This is a genomic window from Herbiconiux dendrobii (assembly GCF_052048175.1).
Classification (GTDB): domain Bacteria; phylum Actinomycetota; class Actinomycetes; order Actinomycetales; family Microbacteriaceae; genus Herbiconiux.
In genome coordinates this window covers 146533-163839 of record NZ_JBLZQV010000004.1, presented here as the reverse complement: position 1 = coordinate 163839, position 17307 = coordinate 146533, and the positions used below count along the sequence as shown (strand labels likewise).

Sequence of the window (17307 nt, the reverse complement as noted above, 5' to 3'; positions counted from 1 at the left end):
GGTGTACCGGGTTTGGGTGAACACCACCCTCGACTGGTTCATGAGAATGATTCAATCAGCAGCCACCGACATCAGCCTCCGACCATCGAGGGCAAGTGCGAAGCGCGCGGCAGCCCAACCGGCCGCCGACCGACTCAAATAGCGGAAGGCCGATAGGTGATGGGTAGACGCCGGTCGCGTCCGAACGCCGTCCGCGAGATCTTCGGCCCGATGGCGCTCTGCCGCCGCTTCCATTCGGCCCGGTCGACCAGCTGCGTGATGCGCTCGACGGTGGGCGCGTCGAACCCGAGCTCCACGATCTCGCCGATGCTCAGGCCGCCGTTGATGTACGCCTCCAGGATGGCATCGAGCACGTCGTAGTCGGGCAGCGAATCCTGGTCGGTCTGGTCGGGCCGGAGCTCGGCCGAGGGCGGCTTCGAGATCGAGTTCTCGGGAATCGGCGGGGTCTCGCCCCGCGCGGCGGCGTGGCGGTTGCGCCACTTCGCCAGCTCCCACACAAGCATCTTCGGCACGTCCTTCAGGGGCCCGAACCCGCCCACCGCGTCGCCGTAGATGGTGGAGTAACCGACCGCCAGCTCGCTCTTGTTGCCGGTCGTGAGCACGAGGTGGCCTTCCTGGTTGGACAGGCCCATCAGCAGCACTCCGCGCGCACGTGCCTGCAGGTTCTCGGCCGCGACATCCGTGAGTCCGAGCTGGGTCTCGAAGGGGATCACCAGGTCGGCGATCGCCTCGGTGCGGAAGTGCAGCCCGATCCGCTCCGCCAGGTCGTCTGCGTCTGAGCGGGAGTGGTCGGAGGAGTAGCGCGAGGGCATCGACACGCCGTACACGCGGTCGGCACCGATCGCGTCGGCCGCGAGGGAGGCGCAGACGGCGGAGTCGATGCCGCCCGAGAGCCCCAGGATGACCGAGCGGAAGCGGTTCTTCTCCACGTAGTCGCGGAGGCCGAGCGCGAGGGCGTTCCAGATCTGCTCGAGGTCGTCGGGCAGTTCGGCGATGTCGGGCGCCAGCTCGGGCTTCGAGGAGGCGGGTGCTCCGGATCCCAGTTCCACCCGTCGCACATCGGCCGGCAGCTCGTCGGCAGGAGCCGTCGCGGCCTCCGGGTCGAGGTCGGCCAGTAGCAGGTGCTCCACGAACTGCGGCGCGCGGGCGAGGATGGAGCCGTCACGGTCGACCACGACGCTGTCTCCGTCGAACACCAGGTCGTCTTGCCCGCCCACGAGGTTGACGTAGGCCACGATCGTGTCGGTCTCGATCGCGCGGCGGGTGACCAGCGGGAGACGCACCTCGTCTTTGTCGCGCTCGTACGGCGATCCGTTGATCACGACCAGCAGCCCGGCATCCGCGTGCAGCACCCGGCCGACGGGGCCGCCGTCGCGCCACAGGTCTTCGCAGATGATGAGCGCCACGTCGACGCCCTTGAGTCGCAGCACCAGCAGCTCGTCGCCCGGGATGAAGATGCGGTACTCGTCGAAGACCGAGTAGTTGGGCAGATGGTGCTTGGCGTAGCGCGCCACCACGCGGCCCCCCTGCAGCACGCTCGCGGCGTTCTGCGCGATGGCGGTGGGTGCGTTGCTGGTGCCGAGCAGGCGCGGCTCGAACGGGCCGTCGGGATGACCCACGATCACGGGGAGATCGCCCAGTCCGGCATCCTGCAGCTCGCGCGCCAGAAGCTCGATCCGCTCGTGGGCGGCGGCGAGGAAGCTGGGCCGCAGGGCGAGGTCTTCGATCGGGTAGCCGGAGATCGACATCTCGCCGAACGCCACCAGATCGGCGCCCGCACGGGACGCCTCGCCGGCCACGCGGACGATCTGCTGGGCGTTCGAATCGAGGTCCCCGAGCACGGGGTTGGTTTGGGCCAACGCTAAGCGAAGTCTCGGCATAGCCACTAGCCTAATAGGGGCATGAACCGGTGCCGGAGAGAGGGTTTGTTCCGCCGATGGATAAGCAAAGGGACTTCGTTCTTCGCACAATCGAAGAGCGGGGCATCAAGTTCGTGCGACTGTGGTTCACAGACGTCGTGGGCACCCTGAAATCCGTCGCGATCGCCCCGGCCGAGGTCGAGGGCGCGTTCGCCGAAGGCCTCGGATTCGACGGCTCGGCCATCGAAGGCCTCACCCGCTCGTTCGAGGCGGACGTGCTGGCGCATCCCGACCCCACCACCTTCCAGATCCTGCCCTGGCGGGGCGAGATCGACCCCACGGCGCGGATGTTCTGCGACATCACCACGCCCGACGGCCAGCCCGCCGTCGCCGACCCGCGCAACGTGCTGAAGCGCACGCTGGCGAAGGCGGCCGACCGAGGCTTCACGTTCTACACGCACCCCGAGATCGAGTTCTACCTGCTGAAGTCGTCGAAGTACGGGCCCGAAGGCCCCGAGCCGGTCGACTCGGCCGGTTACTTCGACAACGTCCCCGGGGGCACGGCGCACGACTTCCGCCGCCGTTCGGTGCGGATGCTCGAAGACCTCGGCATCTCGGTGGAGTTCAGCCACCACGAGGCCGGTCCCGGCCAGAACGAGATCGACCTGCGGTACGCGGATGCTCTCACCACGGCCGACAACATCATGACCTTCCGCACGGTCATCAAAGAGGTGGCGATCGAGCAGGGCGTGTACGCCACGTTCATGCCCAAGCCGCTGTCGGGGCATCCGGGTTCCGGCATGCACACCCACCTCTCGCTGTTCGAGGGCGATGCCAACGCGTTCTACGAGGCCGGCGCCGAGTACCAGCTGTCGAAGATCGGCCGCAACTTCATCGCGGGCCTCCTGAGGCACGCCCCCGAGATCACGGCCGTCACCAACCAGTTCGTGAACTCCTACAAGCGGCTCTGGGGCGGCGACGAGGCCCCGAGCTTCGTGTGCTGGGGCCACAACAACCGCTCCGCCCTCGTGCGCGTGCCGCTCTACAAGCCCAACAAGGGCCAGTCGTCGCGAATCGAGTACCGCGCCATCGACTCGGCGGCGAACCCGTACCTCTCGTACTCGCTGCTGCTGGCCGCGGGCCTCAAGGGCATCGAGGAGAACTACGAGCTGCCGCCCGAGGCGGAGGACAACGTGTGGAGCCTCACGGATGCGGAGCGCAAGGCGCTCGGCTACGACGCCCTGCCGGCCTCGCTCGACCGCGCCATCAGCCTGATGGAGGAGTCGGAGCTCGTGGCCGAGACCCTCGGCGAGCAGGTGTTCAACTACGTGTTGCTGAACAAGCGGCAGGAGTGGAAGGCCTACCGCGCCCAGGTGACGCCGTACGAGCTCGAGTCGAACCTGGAGATGCTGTAGCGGATCAGCGCTGATGCCTCGTTCCAAGACCACGCTCACCGAACTGGCGCGGGTCGGCTTCGCCGAGCTCGGCTGGGCCGGCGACGAACTGCGCGCGCTCGAAGAGGCTTCGGGCGTGCCCCAGGCCGAGGTCGTGCCGGCGTTCCAGCTGGCCGCCGATCCCGACCAGGCCCTGCGCGGGATCGGGCGCATCCTGCAGCGATCGCCCGAGGTGATGATCGCCGTGCTCCGCGAGGAGGCGCTGCGCACCCGGGTGATCCGGCTGTTCGGCGCCTCGGGTGGTCTGATCGAGTTCTTCTCCCGCCATCCGGGCCGCCTGGCCGAGATCGACGCGGGTGCGCTCGAGCTTCCGGATGCGGAGACCGCGAAACGCGAGCTGCTCGAGTCGGTGCAGGCCGTCGACGGCTTCTCGGGCATCGTCGGGGAAGACGCCTGGACCGCGCTGCGCGTGCGCTATCGCGTGCTGCTTGCCCGGGTCACCGCCTTCGACCTCGAGCAGCCCAACCCCGTGGCCGGGCTCGACCAGGTCGCCCGCTCGCTCGCCGACCTCGCATCCGGAGCCCTCGAGGCCGCCTTGGCCGTGGCGCGCTCCGAGGTGTCGACCAAGGGGCACGGGCTCTGGCAGTTCCCGGTCGACGACGTGCGCGCCACCCGCTTCGCCATCATCGGCATGGGCAAGGCCGGTGCCGGTGAGCTCAACTACGTCAGCGACGTCGACGTGATCTTCGTGGCCGAGGGCGACGAGGCCGCCGGGCTGAAGACGAGTACGGCGATCGAGATCGGCACCCGGCTCGCCATGGTCACGATGCGCGGCATCGGGGAGACCGGCCTCGAGCCCGGCCTCTGGGAGGTCGACCCCAACCTCCGGCCGGAGGGCAAGGCCGGGGCCCTCGTGCGCTCGCTCGAGTCGCACGCTGCATACTACGAGCGCTGGGCCAAGAACTGGGAGTTCCAGGCGCTGCTGAAGGCGCGGCCGCTGGCCGGAGACCTCGCCCTGGGGGAGGACTACACGAGGCTCGTGGCACCCCAGGTGTGGTCGAGCGCCTCGCGTGAGAACTTCGTGGAGTCGGTGCAGCGGATGCGCGAGCGCGTCACCGAGCACATCAAGGCCGCCGACATCGAGTACCAGCTGAAGCTCGGACCCGGAGGGCTGCGCGACATCGAGTTCACCGTGCAGCTGCTGCAGCTCGTGCACGGACAGCAAGACGACAGCGTGCGCCAGCGCAGCACGCTCGAGGCGCTCGGTGCCCTGGCCGATGCCGGCTACATCGGCCGTGTCGAGTCGGTCAAGTTCGCGCAGGACTACCGCATCCTGCGCCTGCTCGAGCACCGGCTGCAGCTGCGCCAGCTAAGCCGCACGCACCTGATGCCGCGCGACGAACCCGAGCAGCGCGTGCTGGCCCGCAGCAGCGGTCTGGCCGCCAGTGCCGCCGACCTGATCACCCGCTGGAGCGCCATCAAGGTGCGCGTGCGCAGCCTGCACGAGCGACTGTTCTACCGGCCGCTGCTCGCGGCGGTGGCGGCGCTCTCGCCCGACGAGCAGGCGCTCACCAGCGCGCAGGCCGAGGCGCGGCTGGCCGCGATCGGCTTCGTGAACCCGGCCGGCGCGCTCGGGCACATCGCCGCGATGACGGCGGGGGTGTCGCGGCGGGCCGCCATCCAGCGCACCCTGCTGCCCGTGATGCTGCAGTGGTTCGCGAACGGCGCCGATCCCGACTACGGCCTGCTGGCGTTCCGCCGCCTCTCCGACACCCTCGGCGAGACCTACTGGTTCCTGCGGATGCTCCGCGACTCCTCGGGCGCGGCGGCCCGGCTCACCCAGGTGCTCTCGGGCTCGCGATTCGTGGGGGAGCTGCTCGAGCGCATCCCCGAGGCCGCCGCCTGGCTGGAGAACGACGAGGAGCTGCGTCCCCGCGCCCGCGCCCTGCTCGAAGAGGAGACGCGGGCCATCGTGGCCCGGCACGAGTCGCCGGATGCCGCCGCCATGGCCCTGCGCACCGCCCGCCGCCGCGAGGTGCTGCGGATGGCGATCTCGTCGATCCTCGGGATGTGCACGGTCGAGGAGCTCGGCAAGGCGCTGACCGACATCACCACGGTGCACCTCGAAGGCACGCTCGCCGTCATCCGGCAGTCGGCGGCGCCGGCCTCGGGAGACGGCATCGAGTTCGCGATCATCGGAATGGGCCGCTACGGCGGCGGCGAGCTCGGCTTCGGCTCGGATGCGGACGTGCTCTATGTGTACAAGCCGCAGCGGGTGGACAAGCAGACCGCGCAGTCGGTGGCGCAGTTCATCGTGAACGAGCTCGGGCGGCTCACCGAAGACGCCCGGCTGCCGCTGGACCTCGACGTGGATCTGCGCCCCGAGGGCAAGAACGGGCCGTCCGTGCGCTCGATCGACTCCTACGCGGCCTACTACGAGCGCTGGTCGCTCACCTGGGAGGCGCAGGCGCTGCTGCGGGCCAACGGGGTGGCGGGGGAGCGCACGCTGATCGAGGAGTTCCACGCGCTGGCCGACACCGTGCGCTACCCGCGTGACATCTCGGAGACCGAGATCCGCGAGGTCAAGCGGATCAAGGCGCGGGTGGAGAAGGAGCGCCTGCCGCAGGGCGCCGATCCCGCGCGGCACCTGAAGCTCGGCCGCGGATCGCTCAGCGACGTGGAGTGGTACGTGCAGCTGCTCCAGCTGCAGCACGCGTCACGGGTGCCCGCGTTGCGCACGACGTCGACGCTGGAGGCGCTGGCCGCCGAGGAGGCCGCCGGCCTGATCTCGCACGACGACGCGCGCAAGCTGCACGACGCCTGGATCTTCGCCTCCCGGGCACGCTCGGCGATGACGCTGTGGACCAACAAGACCTCGGACGTGCTGCCGACCGACCGTCGCCAGCTCGAGGGCGTGGCGCGGCTGATGGAGTACCCGCCCGGCTCGGCGACCCAGCTCGAGGAGGACTACCTGGGCGTCACCCGCCGTGCCCGCGCGGTCTTCGAGCGCCTGTTCTACGGGCAGTGACGACGCGCATGCGGAGCCCCCGCCGCCGGTAATCCGTCCATCAGGCGTCGCGTCATCCGATCGTGATCCTTCGCTGCACAGGCGTCGAACAGCGGCCGATATGCTGAGCGGCGGGGGTCTCCCGCTCCCTCATCCGTCTCGAGGAGTGACATGCACGATCGGCCCCGTTCTCGCACCCGCCGGGTTGTCCTGGCCACACTGGCGACCGTCGGTGCGGCGATCCTCTCCCTCGGGAGCGCGCTCCCGGCCTCGGCGGCTGACGACGCTGCGGCCGCTCCGGTGGTTCCGACGCCGGCGGCGACCACGATCACCCTGAGCACGCCCGAGCAGCTCGTGTTCGGCGATCCGGTCGTCCTCGACGTCACGGTGGGGGAGACGGCGAACCCGGAGACGCCGGGCGAAGGCTCTGTTCGCGTCTTCATGGGGACGCTGCCCTGGGGGATCGAGTATCCGCTGATCGACGGCGAAGCCCACATCACCGTCGGCGGCATCGGGCCCGACGGGCCGTTCGCCACGAGCTTCGCGCCCGGTGTGTACGAGGTGGGCGCGGAGTTCGTGCCCAGCGATCCCCCGGTTCAAGCGGGATCGACCGCCACGCCGGTCGCGGTCACGATCGCTCCCGGTCGCAGCTCCGTCGTGCTCGTGGCGCCCGGACTGCTGCAGGCCGGCCAGCCGACGGCGCTCTTCGCGGTCGTCAGCACCGCGGTCGAAGGCACGGTCTACGGCACGGTCTCGTTCTTCCACGACGGTGTCCTGATCGGTTCGTCGGAGGTCTCCTCCAACTCCGCGCAGGTGCCGTGGACTCCGGATGCGGCCGGCTCCGTGACCCTCACCGCGGAGTACAGCGGCGACCCGATGTATGCGGCATCCTCGAGCCTGCCAGCGACATACGTCGTCACGGCAGCCGCCGTGGTGCCACCCGCCGAGCCGCCGGTAGCCGACACCGGATCGCGGCTCGCCGACACCGGTGCACCCTCGTCGGCTGCGCTGCTGGCCGGATTCGCAGCGGTCGTGCTGGTGGCAGCGGGCCTGATCCTTCACCGCCGCCGCGTGGCCTGACGCGACACGCCCGAGCGCGATTCATCGCGCATTCCCGTCGACCGTGGGTAGAGTCGCAGCAGATCCACCAGTCGAGTGAGAGCGAGGATGCTCATGGTCTCAGTACACGTTCCCCCGACCAGGCGTGCGGTGACCCGTCTGCGCCTGCGCCTGTTCGCGCTCGGTCTCGCGCTCGTCACCGGCATGGCCATGATCGGTGCCGGGCTCGCCACCATCGGACTCGCCGAGTCGCGCGAGACGAGGGTGGGCACCCTGGGCCTGCTGCTGATCGGCGTCGTCCTCGTGCTGATCTCGCTGGTGCGACTTCGGCGGGTGACGGCGCGCTGACCATTCGCCTCGGCCTAGACGGAGACGGTGCTTCTCAGCCGCCGAGGATGTCGTTCGCCTGGCGCCGCACGCGGTCGTAGTCGATCACGAACTCGGGATCGTCGGTCTGCAGATCGAGCTCGACACCGGAGGCCGTCGTGCCGCCGTTGTCGCTGATCTGCTCGGCCACCTCCGCGGCCAGCTGCTCGTAGATCTGGTCTTCGCCCCAGTCGCCGAGGTCGTCTGCTCCGATGTCGCTCATCGTGATCCTTCCGGTTCGTCCGTGGTCCCAGTCTCGTCGCCCTGGCGGGAATCTGCACGGGGCGGAGGACCCGGATCGCCCGCACAACGCAGAATCCGCACGAGCCGTCGTCCAGGATGTCCTGGCGGCTCGTGCGGATTCCTGCGGATCATGGGGGAGCAAGAACGCTCCGATCCCCTAGATCAGCGGTGCGTGACTAGACCCCGTAGTACAGCTCGTACTCGAAGGGGTGAGGGCGCTGGGCGATCGGCTTGATCTCGTTCTCCCGCTTGTACGAGATCCAGGTCTCGATCAGGTCGGGCGTGAACACGTTGCCCTTGGTGAGGAACTCGTGGTCGGCCTCGAGCGCGTCGAGGGCCTCGCCGAGCGACGCCGGCACCTGCGGGATGTTCTTGGCCTCTTCGGGCGGCAGCTCGTAGAGGTCCTTGTCCACCGGCTCGTGCGGTTCGATGCGGTTCTGGATGCCGTCCAGGCCCGCCATCAGCTGAGCGGCGAAGGCCAGGTACGGGTTGCCCGAGGCATCCGGAGCACGGAACTCGATGCGCTTGGCCTTGGGGTTGGTGCCCGTGATCGGGATACGGATCGACGCCGAGCGGTTACCGGCCGAGTAGACCAGGTTGACCGGGGCCTCGAAGCCGGGGACCAGGCGGTGGTAGGAGTTCACCGTCGGGTTCGTGAAGGCCAGCACCGCGGGGGCGTGCTTCAGCAGACCACCGATGTACCAGCGGGCGAGGTCGGAGAGCCCGCCGTAGCCGGCCTCGTCGTAGAACAGCGGCTCGCTGCCGTTCCAGAGCGACTGGTGGGTGTGCATACCCGATCCGTTGTCGCCGAACAGCGGCTTGGGCATGAACGTCGCCGTCTTGCCCCAGAGGTTCGCGGTGTTCTTCACGATGTACTTGAACTTCAGGATGTCGTCGGCCGCGTGCACCATGGTGTCGAAGCGGTAGTTGATCTCACCCTGGCCGGCGGTGCCGACCTCGTGGTGGGCGCGCTCGAGGATGAGGCCCGCGTCGATCAGCTTCAGCGAGATGTCATCGCGCAGGTCGGCGTGCTGGTCGACCGGCGAGACGGGGAAGTAGCCGCCCTTGTACGGGGTCTTGTTGGCCAGGTTCCCGCCTTCTTCGACGCGGCCCGTGTTCCAGGCGGCCTCGGAGGAGTCGACGGCGTAGAAGCTCTTGTTCTGCGTGATCTCGTAGCGCACGTCGTCGAAGATGTAGAACTCGGCCTCGGGGGCGAAGAACGCGGTGTCGGCGATGCCGGTCGACGCGAGGTACTTCTCGGCCTTCTTGGCCACCTGACGCGGGTCGCGCGAGTAGATCTCGCCGTTGCGCGGGTTGTAGATGTCGAAGACCAGGATGAGCGTGCGCTCGGCCCGGAAGGGGTCGATGTAAGCCGTGGAGACGTCAGGGATGAGCTGCATGTCCGACTCGTGGATCGACGCGAAGCCGCGGATCGACGAGCCGTCGAAGAGCTGTCCGACCGCGAAGAACTCCTCGTCGACGGTGGAGGCGGGAATGTTGAAGTGCTGCTGGACACCGGGGAGGTCGGTGAACCGGATGTCAAGGAACTTGACGTCGGTGTCCTTGATGAACTTGAGCACCTCGGAAGAATCACTGAACATGTGAGAGATCTCCAAATGGCTTGGAACAGAAAAAGCTACAGATGTAACCACTCACAAGGATAGAGGTAGGCCATTACCCCTCGGTGACGCCATTGTTTCCGGGATGTTACGGGGCCGATTCCGGTGGGCTCCGGTCGACCCCGGAACGGGTCACCTCTTGACCAGCACCGTGCCTGAGAACACGTCGTGCAGGCCGCGCTGATCGGAGTCCCAGATGACGGCCGGGATGACCAGTACCAGCAGCACGGTGCGCAGGATCGGGCGCCACCAGCCCGCGTAGCCGCCGTTCAGGCGCACCAGCCGCATGCCGAGCACGAGGTGACCGATGCCGCCACCCAGAGTGACCAGCAGCACGATCTGCTCGATCATGAAGATGACCAGGCTCGCCCAGTCGTTGCCGAAGAAGAACGCGAAGTAGATCACGTAGCAGACCGCGAAGTCGATCAGCAGACCGGCGATGCGCCGCCCCGGCCTGGCTACGGAACCGTGGCCCTCGCGGTTGAAACCGAGGCGCTCGCCCGGCCACTGGCTCGGGGCGGCGCCACCGGTGGAGGTCGTCACGCGGCGGCTCAGCGGCCGCGCTGGGGGCGCATCCGCATCGGGTCGATGCCCTTGGGGATGGGCAGCGGCGAGCTGGAGAGCGAGGTGAGGCGGTTGCTCACGGCCAGCACCTCGGGCTTGGTGAGCGCGGGCTTGATGCGCTGCATCTTCGCGGCGACTCGGTGCAGGGGGACGTCTGCGGGATCGTTGCCGACCGTCAGGAAGGTGACCGGGACGTTCGGCAGGATGCGCAGCACCTTGCGGCGCTCGTCTTCGAGCATGCGGGTGGTGCGGGAGTGCGCGCCCTCGCCGATCAGCACGACGCCGCCGCGGCCCACGGCGCGGTAGACCGCATCCTGGGTCTTGCCGTTCACGGCCACGGGCATCTCGCTGCCGGTCCAGCTGCGCTTGAGCGAGCTGCGCAACACGGCGCCGACCGCTCCGGGCTGGCCCTCGATCTGCTTGTAGGCGGCACGTTCGGCACGGCGGCCGAGGATGATGAGGGCGGCCAGCAGACCGGCGAGCACGCCCGCGAGGATCCACATCACCAGGCCGAAGACGTTCTCGCGCGAGAAGATCAGCGCGAGCGCCACACCGACGATCACGGGCACGGCGAAGCCGAGGGCCATGATCCAGACCGCGCTGCTGTCGTAGCGGCGGGTCATCTTGAAGACCTGCCACATCTGCTTGATGCGGCCGGGCTCCTTCTGGGGCTTCGGGGCCTTCTGGGGCTTCTCGGTGCGGCGTGCCATGCCTCCTAGGATACTTCGTCGCGCCCGGCCGCTGGGCCACGAGCGGGGGTCCGATCGGGGATTCCCGTAGTGGGGTCGAGCGATGGGTTCGGCACGGTGGTTTCTGCGCAGGGCGGCTGGGCTCGGGCGGTGGGTTCTGCACAGGGCGGGTGGATGGGCGGTTGTGCACAGATGCGGCCGACGCAGACCGTGTCGGGCGGTGGCGGGTCAACCTGGGGGCATGACAACGCACTCACTCGTATCGGTCGCCGGCTACCGCCTCCGGGAGGTCATCGGGGTGGGGGAGAGCGCTGCGGTGTATCTGGCCGAGCCCGCCGCTGCGCGCGTGGATGCGGGACCGGTGAGGATGCGCGGTTCCGGGCCGGGTCGGGACTCCGATGCCGGGCCGGGTCTGCTGTCCGACGGCGGGCGAGCTCGGGCGTCCGGTGGCGAGCCGGTCGTCGTCAAGGTCTGCCGCGGGCCGGGCGCCGATAAGCGGGTCCCCGAGTGCCAGGTGCTGCTCGACCACCCGGTCGCGGGCATGCCGCGGCTGCTCGACGCCACCCGTCTGCCGACAGGCGAGCAGGTGATCGTGATGACGTTCTGCTCGGGACGCAGCCTGCGGGTGCGTTCGGCTACGGAAAGCCCACCGGCGCTTCCCGAATCCTGGCCCGCCGATCTCGATCGGCTGGTGACCGAGCTGCATGAGGCCGGGGTGGCGCACGGCGGGATCGACCCGGGCGATGTTCTTGTCGATCATGACGGCAGCGTCGCGCTGCTCGGGTTCGGAGCCACGGTGCGCCGAGGTGAGGAGGGCTTCGAGCGAGCGCGGGCGACGGACCGCTCCGACCTCCGCCGCCTCTTCGCAGAGTACGCTCCCGCCTCCGCCCGTGCATCCGCCGTCCCGCCTTCCCACACCGCCGTGAGCGGCGGACAGGCGCTGCCACTGGATCGCGGAGGCTCCGGCCAGCACTTCGACGAGGACGCCTGGGCCTGGCGAGAACTCGAGGCGGAGCCGGTCGCGGTGCCGGAGCCGAGTGTGGCGGCAGTGCTGGAGCCCGCCTACGAAGCTCTGGTCGAGGGTTCGCGGGGTCTGAAAGCACTCGCCGCCGTCGGAGCGCGGCGCCTGCTGCGCTCTCGCCGGCGAAAACTGCTGGTGGGTGCGGCAGTCGCGGTGGTGACGCTGGTGGGCGCACTGTGTCTGACCGTGCCGCCTCAGGATGCGGTCGCAGAAGCGGGCGTTGCGCCGGTGCGTTCCACTGTGCCCGGTCTTCCGGCGACACCGAGGCCCGCGGCCCCCGCGACACAGACCCCGGTTTCGGCGTCCGATGCCGCCGAGGAGGAGGTGCTCCGGGCGGATGATCCTGTTGCGGCCGCCGTCGTGCTCCTGCGGGAGCGGGACTCGTGCCTCTGGTCACGGACCCCTGGATGCCTGGAGCGGGTCGACGAGGCCAACTCGCCGGCTCTGCGGCTCGACCGGGCGGCAGAGGCAAGTGGCGACGGGCAGCGCACGGTCGAAACGGGAGGCGCGGGCGATACCGGGCGTACGAGCGGTACCGGGCGTATGGGCGCCCCCGAATATACGGGCGACATCGGGGGAGGGGGCAGAGCGACAAGCGCGGTGGAGGCGGTCTCCGCTCCGGCGCTGGTGCAGCGTATCGGGGCCACGGCCATCCTCGCACTCGACGGCGCGGGCGGAACGACGAAGCCGGCCTCGCTTCTCATGGTGAGAGGCGAGGCCGGCTGGCGGATCAGGTCGTTCGACCCGTTCTAGCTGTCGTCTGCGACGGTTCCGATTCGGTCAGATGCCGAGGTCGGCAGCGAAGTCGCCGTCTTCCAGGCGGTCCTTGACCGCGGTCAGGAAGCGGGCGGCGTCGGCACCGTCGACGATGCGGTGGTCGTAGCTGAGGGCCAGGTACACCGTCGAGCGGATGGCGATCGCGTCGCTGCCGTCGACCTTCACCACGACCGGCTTCTTCACCACGACACCGGTGCCGAGGATGGCGACCTGCGGCAGGAACACCAGCGGGGTGTCGAACAGGGCCCCGCGCGAACCGGTGTTGGTGAGCGTGAAGGTGCCACCGGACAGCTCATCGGGCTTCAGCTTGTTGTCGCGGGTGCGAGCGGCCAGGTCGGCGATCTGGGCGGCGAGGCCCGCGATGTCGAGATCGCCCGCGTTCTTCACCACGGGGGTGAGGAGTCCGCGCTCGGTGTCGACCGCGATGCTGATGCTCTCGTGGTCGGGGTAGACGATCGAGTCGCCGTCGACCGTGGCGTTGATGATCGGGTACGCCTTCAGCGCCTCGGCGGCGGCCAGAGCGAAGAACGGCAGGAAGGAGAGCTTGTTACCCGTCTTTTCGACGAACGAACCCTTCACCGAGTCACGGAAGGCCGCGACCTTGGTGACGTCGACCTCCACCACGGTGGTGAGCTGGGCCGAGGCCTGCATGGAGGCCACGGCGCGCTCGGCGACGACCTTGCGCAGACGCGACATCGGCTGCGTGGTGCCGCGCAGTGCCGAGGTCTCCAGCGGAACGCGCTTGCTGGCGGGAGCGGACGACGGGGACTCGGCCGGGGCGGAGGCCGCGGCGAGCACGTCTTCCTTGCGGATGCGACCGCCGACACCGGTACCGGTGACCGTGCTGAGATCGATTCCCTTGTCGTGGGCGAGCTTGCGCACCAGCGGCGTCACGTAACCGGCGTTGGAGCCGGAAGCGGCGGGAGCCGCCGGCGCAGCGGCCGGAGCCGGGGCAGCAGGGGCGGCAACCGGAGCCGGAGCCGGAGCAGCGGCCGGGGCGGGCGCAGCGGGAGCCGGGGCAGCGGCCGGCGCAGGTGCGGCGGCGGCCGGAGCGGCGGCGACAGGAGCCGGTGCGGCATCCTGCTCCGGTGCGGCGGCCGGAGCATCCTGCACGGGGGCGGGGGCTTCCGGAGCGGGCTCCTCGGCCGGAGCCGGTGCCTCGGCCGACGGGGTGACCGTCTCGGCGGGCGCCTCCTCGGCCGGAGCAGCCGGAGCGGTCTCCTCCGCCGCCGGGGCGGCAGGGGCCTCGGACGCGCCGGCGCCCGATCCGTCGCCGATCGTGACCAGCGCCGTGCCGACCTCGACCGTCTCGTCTTCCTGCACGAGGATCGCCTCGATCACACCCGCCACGGGCGAGGGGATCTCGGTGTCGACCTTGTCGGTCGATACCTCGAGCAGGGGCTCGTCAACCTCGACACGATCGCCGACGTTCTTGAGCCATCGGGTGACCGTTCCTTCGGTGACACTCTCACCGAGTGCGGGAAGGTTGACGGATTCGCTCATGACTTTTGTCTCCTTATGGAACCGTTCGATTTCGAGCCTAGTCGGCCCGGCCGTTCAGGGAAGCGCGCGGGGCGCTCAGATCGCGTGCAGCGGCTTTCCGGCCAGGGCCAGGTGGGCCTCGCCGAGCGCCTCGTTCTGCGTGGGGTGGGCGTGCACCAGCGAGGCGACGTCTTCGGGGTACGCCTCCCAGTTCACGATCAGCTGGCCCTCGCCGATCAGCTCGCCCACGCGGGCGCCGATCATGTGGATGCCGATGACCGGGCCGTCGTTCACCCGCACGACCTTCACCGAACCGGTGGTTCCGATGATGTGGCTCTTGCCGTTGCCGGCCAGGTTGTAGTCGTACGACGAGATCTTGTCGGCGCCGTACTTCTCGGCGGCCTTCGCCTCCGTGAGACCCACCGAGGCGACCTCGGGGTCGGAGTAGGTCACCTTCGGGATGTTGACGTCTTCGACGACCTGCGGGTTCAGGCCCGCGATCTCCTCGGCCACGAAGATGCCCTGCTGGAAGCCGCGGTGCGCGAGCTGCAGGCCGGGAACGATGTCGCCCACGGCGTAGACGCCGGGAACGCTCGTCTCGAGACGCTCGTTGGTGATGACGAAGCCGCGGTCGACCGTGACGCCGGCCTCTTCGAAGCCGAGACCCTGGGTCGCGGGCCCACGACCCACGGCCACGAGCAGCAGCTCGCCGTCGAAGGTCTTGCCGTCTTCGAGCGTCACGACGACGCCGTTCTGGTCTTGGGTGACGCCGGAGAAGCGGGTGCCGAGGTTGAACGCGATGCCGCGCTTGCGGAACGCGCGCTCGAACTGCTTGGAGATGGCCTCGTCTTCGTTGGGCACCAGGTGCGGCAGCGCCTCGACGATGGTGACCTCGGCGCCGAACGACTTCCAGACGCTGGCGAACTCGACGCCGATCACGCCGCCGCCGAGGATGACGACCTTCTTGGGGATGAAGTCGAGCGCGAGCGCCTGCTCCGAGGTGATGACCCGGCCGCCGATCTCGAGCCCGGGCAGCGTGCGCGAGTACGAACCGGTGGCGAGGATGATCTTCTTGCCCGTGATGGTGTCGTCGTCGACCTGCACGGTGGTGGGGGAGGTCAGTCGGCCTTCGCCGGCGATCGTGGTGACCTTGCGCGCCTTCACCAGACCCTCGAGGCCCTTGTACTTGGAGGAGACGATGCCCTCGCGGTACGCCGTGACCGCCGCGATGTCGACGCCCTCGAACGTGGTCTTCACGCCGTACTTGGCCGACTCGCGCGAGACGTCCGCGACCTCGGCGGAGTGCAGCAGCGCCTTCGTGGGGATGCACCCGCGGTGGAGGCAGGTTCCGCCCACCTTGTCCTTCTCGATCATCGCCACTGAAAAGCCCAGCTGGCTGGCACGCAACGCGGCTGCATAGCCGCCGCTGCCGCCACCGAGAACCACAATGTCAAAATTCTGTTCCGACACCTAGAAACTCCCTCGTGCGTCAGGATCCGTGCCGCATCAGCGCGACGGGCACCGGAGATAGGGCGAGATTTTTTCCGCCCATACGACCTTACTACTCTCCGGAGACCGCCTCGGCATACCGCAGGAGGGTACGCACGGTGGCACCGGTCGGCCCCTTGACGGTGAATCCGTAGCCGCCGTCCTTGTTCTGGGCGGCCCCGGCGATGTCCAGGTGCGCCCAAGGGATGGCCGTGCCGTCGGGCCGCGTGCCGACGAACTCCTTGAGGAACACGCCGGCCACGAGCATCCCGCCCGCCGTGTTGCCGGGCTTCACGTTCGCGAGGTCGGCGATGTCGGAGGCGAGCAGGGGCCGCAGCTCTTCGGGCAGCGGCATCGGCCAGAGCGGCTCACCGGCCTCGCGCCCGGCGGCGACGACGGATGCCACCAACTGCTCGTCGCCCATGGTGGCGATGTAGCGGTTGCCGAGCGCGACGACGGCGGCGCCGGTCAGCGTCGCCACGTCGATGATCGCGTCGGGCTGCTCCTCGCTCGCCGCGACGATGCCGTCGGCCAGCACGAGCCGGCCCTCGGCATCGGTGTTCAGCACCTCGACCGTGCGCCCGCCCTTGATGCGCAGCACGTCGCCCGGGCGGATGGCCACACCCGAGGGCATGTTCTCGGCCAGGCAGAGCCAGGCGGTGAGGTGCACGGGCAGCTCGAGCGAGGCGGCGGCGAGCACCGTGGCCAGCACGGTCGCCGATCCGGCCATGTCGTACTTCATGCCGATCATCGACACCGGCGGCTTGAGCGAGAGGCCGCCCGTGTCGAAGGTGATCCCCTTGCCGACAAGGGCGATGTGCTTGGCGGCCCCGGCCGGGTTGTAGTCGACGCGCACCAGGCGGGGGAGCCGGGTCGACCCCTGGCCCACGCCCGCGATGCCGCCGAAGCCGTCGGCCAGGAGCTCCTCGTAGTCCCAGACACGCACGTCCAGCGGGCGTCCCTCGGCCAGCTCGAGCACCCGCTCGGCGTACACCTCGGGGTAGAGGTCGAGGGCGGGGATGTTCACGAGGTCGCGTACGAGGTTGACGGCGTCCGCCGAGGCCGTGCCGCGGGCGAGGGCGGTCGAGGCCGCCTCGTCCGAGAGCTCACCGGCCAGCACGGTGATGCTGCGGGACGGTGCGGCCTCGCCGGCATCCGTCCCGGTGCCCTCCGCTTCGCCGTCGTCCGCGGTCGGGTCGCCGTCGTCTGCGGAAGCGGCCTTGGTGCCCGTTCCGCGGTAGTCGGTGAAGTCGTACGAACCGAGCGCGGCGCCCTCGACCACGGCCTCCAGCTCGGCCGCATCCTGAACCGCGAACTCGATGACCAGCGGATCGCGCCCCGCGAGCCGTCGTGCCGCGGTGCCGGCGCCGTACCGCAGCGCGGCGGCATCCGCCTCGTCGGCGGCGGTTCCGAGACCCACCACGGCGATGCTCTTCGCACTCACGCCCGACGGGGCGGGGAGGCGCACCACCTCGTCCTTCTTGCCGGTGAAGCCCACCGCGGCGAGCGACACCGCCAGGTCGCCGGCGAACGTCAGATCGCCGCGCACGACGATCGCGTCGCCCGATCCCGACGCGGCGACCGCCAGCACCTCCTCGGCGGAGGCGGACGGAGCGGACGGGCGGACGGAGAGCGATGCCGAAGTCATCACGCCATGCTACCGACCGCCGTCCGGGCCTGTTCGCTCTCGGCATGCCGTCGAACGGAGTCGGCCCCCGACCCCCGGTTTAGAGTTGACG

13 protein-coding genes are annotated in these 17307 nt (G+C 69.5%); 5 read left to right on the top strand and 8 right to left on the bottom strand.

Going from position 1 to position 17307, the window contains the following annotated elements; translation table 11 throughout:
* Nucleotides 1-134: 134 nt before the first annotated feature.
* Nucleotides 135-1880 carry an NAD+ synthase gene (locus ACN4JJ_RS13615; RefSeq protein WP_440710432.1) on the bottom strand — a complete coding sequence of 582 codons (1746 nt, stop codon included), beginning with the start codon at nucleotides 1878-1880 and terminating at the stop codon, nucleotides 135-137.
* A gap of 56 nt (nucleotides 1881-1936) precedes the next feature.
* Here ACN4JJ_RS13615 and ACN4JJ_RS13610 point away from each other — a divergent pair, with 56 nt between their 5' ends.
* The 4 genes from ACN4JJ_RS13610 to ACN4JJ_RS13595 all read left to right on the top strand — a co-directional run bounded on the left by ACN4JJ_RS13610 (nucleotide 1937) and on the right by ACN4JJ_RS13595 (nucleotide 7667).
* Nucleotides 1937-3274: a glutamine synthetase family protein gene (locus ACN4JJ_RS13610; protein WP_440710431.1), complete on the top strand. Its 1338-nt coding sequence runs from the start codon at nucleotides 1937-1939 to the stop codon at nucleotides 3272-3274.
* Nucleotides 3275-3287: 13 nt separating this feature from the next.
* Entirely contained in the window at nucleotides 3288-6281 is a 2994-nt protein-coding gene (locus ACN4JJ_RS13605; RefSeq protein WP_440710430.1) for a bifunctional [glutamine synthetase] adenylyltransferase/[glutamine synthetase]-adenylyl-L-tyrosine phosphorylase, read from the top strand.
* 150 nt (nucleotides 6282-6431) lie between these two features.
* Nucleotides 6432-7340 (top strand): Ig-like domain-containing protein, encoded by a 909-nt coding sequence (locus tag ACN4JJ_RS13600; protein WP_440710429.1) that lies wholly within the window; start codon nucleotides 6432-6434, stop codon nucleotides 7338-7340.
* A gap of 93 nt (nucleotides 7341-7433) precedes the next feature.
* The gene (locus ACN4JJ_RS13595) at nucleotides 7434-7667 is read left to right on the top strand and encodes a hypothetical protein (protein WP_440710428.1); all 234 of its coding nucleotides are present in this window, start codon (nucleotides 7434-7436) and stop codon (nucleotides 7665-7667) included.
* A gap of 34 nt (nucleotides 7668-7701) precedes the next feature.
* On the opposite strand, the gene ACN4JJ_RS13590 is transcribed toward ACN4JJ_RS13595, so the two are convergent.
* The 4 genes from ACN4JJ_RS13590 to ACN4JJ_RS13575 all read right to left on the bottom strand — a co-directional run bounded on the left by ACN4JJ_RS13590 (nucleotide 7702) and on the right by ACN4JJ_RS13575 (nucleotide 10821).
* A complete protein-coding gene (locus ACN4JJ_RS13590) occupies nucleotides 7702-7908 on the bottom strand; it encodes a hypothetical protein (protein ID WP_440710427.1) in 207 nt (68 codons plus the stop codon).
* Between the two features lie 196 nt (nucleotides 7909-8104).
* On the bottom strand, nucleotides 8105-9529 hold the full coding sequence (gene glnA, locus ACN4JJ_RS13585; RefSeq protein WP_440710426.1) for a type I glutamate--ammonia ligase: 1425 nt from the start codon (nucleotides 9527-9529) through the stop codon (nucleotides 8105-8107).
* A gap of 150 nt (nucleotides 9530-9679) precedes the next feature.
* Nucleotides 9680-10090: an RDD family protein gene (locus ACN4JJ_RS13580; protein WP_440710425.1), complete on the bottom strand. Its 411-nt coding sequence runs from the start codon at nucleotides 10088-10090 to the stop codon at nucleotides 9680-9682.
* An 8-nt stretch (nucleotides 10091-10098) separates the two neighbouring features.
* Nucleotides 10099-10821 carry a DUF4191 domain-containing protein gene (locus tag ACN4JJ_RS13575; protein ID WP_440710424.1) on the bottom strand — a complete coding sequence of 241 codons (723 nt, stop codon included), beginning with the start codon at nucleotides 10819-10821 and terminating at the stop codon, nucleotides 10099-10101.
* Between the two features lie 295 nt (nucleotides 10822-11116).
* Between ACN4JJ_RS13575 and ACN4JJ_RS13570 the strand changes: the two genes are divergently transcribed.
* Nucleotides 11117-12574 (top strand): serine/threonine-protein kinase, encoded by a 1458-nt coding sequence (locus ACN4JJ_RS13570; RefSeq protein WP_440710423.1) that lies wholly within the window; start codon nucleotides 11117-11119, stop codon nucleotides 12572-12574.
* A gap of 27 nt (nucleotides 12575-12601) precedes the next feature.
* On the opposite strand, the gene sucB is transcribed toward ACN4JJ_RS13570, so the two are convergent.
* From sucB to ACN4JJ_RS13555, 3 genes are all read right to left on the bottom strand, one after another.
* Nucleotides 12602-14101 carry a 2-oxoglutarate dehydrogenase, E2 component, dihydrolipoamide succinyltransferase gene (gene sucB, locus ACN4JJ_RS13565; RefSeq protein WP_440710422.1) on the bottom strand — a complete coding sequence of 500 codons (1500 nt, stop codon included), beginning with the start codon at nucleotides 14099-14101 and terminating at the stop codon, nucleotides 12602-12604.
* Nucleotides 14102-14176: 75 nt separating this feature from the next.
* The gene (gene lpdA / locus ACN4JJ_RS13560; protein ID WP_440710421.1) at nucleotides 14177-15550 is read right to left on the bottom strand and encodes a dihydrolipoyl dehydrogenase; all 1374 of its coding nucleotides are present in this window, start codon (nucleotides 15548-15550) and stop codon (nucleotides 14177-14179) included.
* Nucleotides 15551-15641: 91 nt separating this feature from the next.
* On the bottom strand, nucleotides 15642-17216 hold the full coding sequence (locus ACN4JJ_RS13555; RefSeq protein WP_440710420.1) for a leucyl aminopeptidase: 1575 nt from the start codon (nucleotides 17214-17216) through the stop codon (nucleotides 15642-15644).
* Nucleotides 17217-17307: the final 91 nt, after the last annotated feature.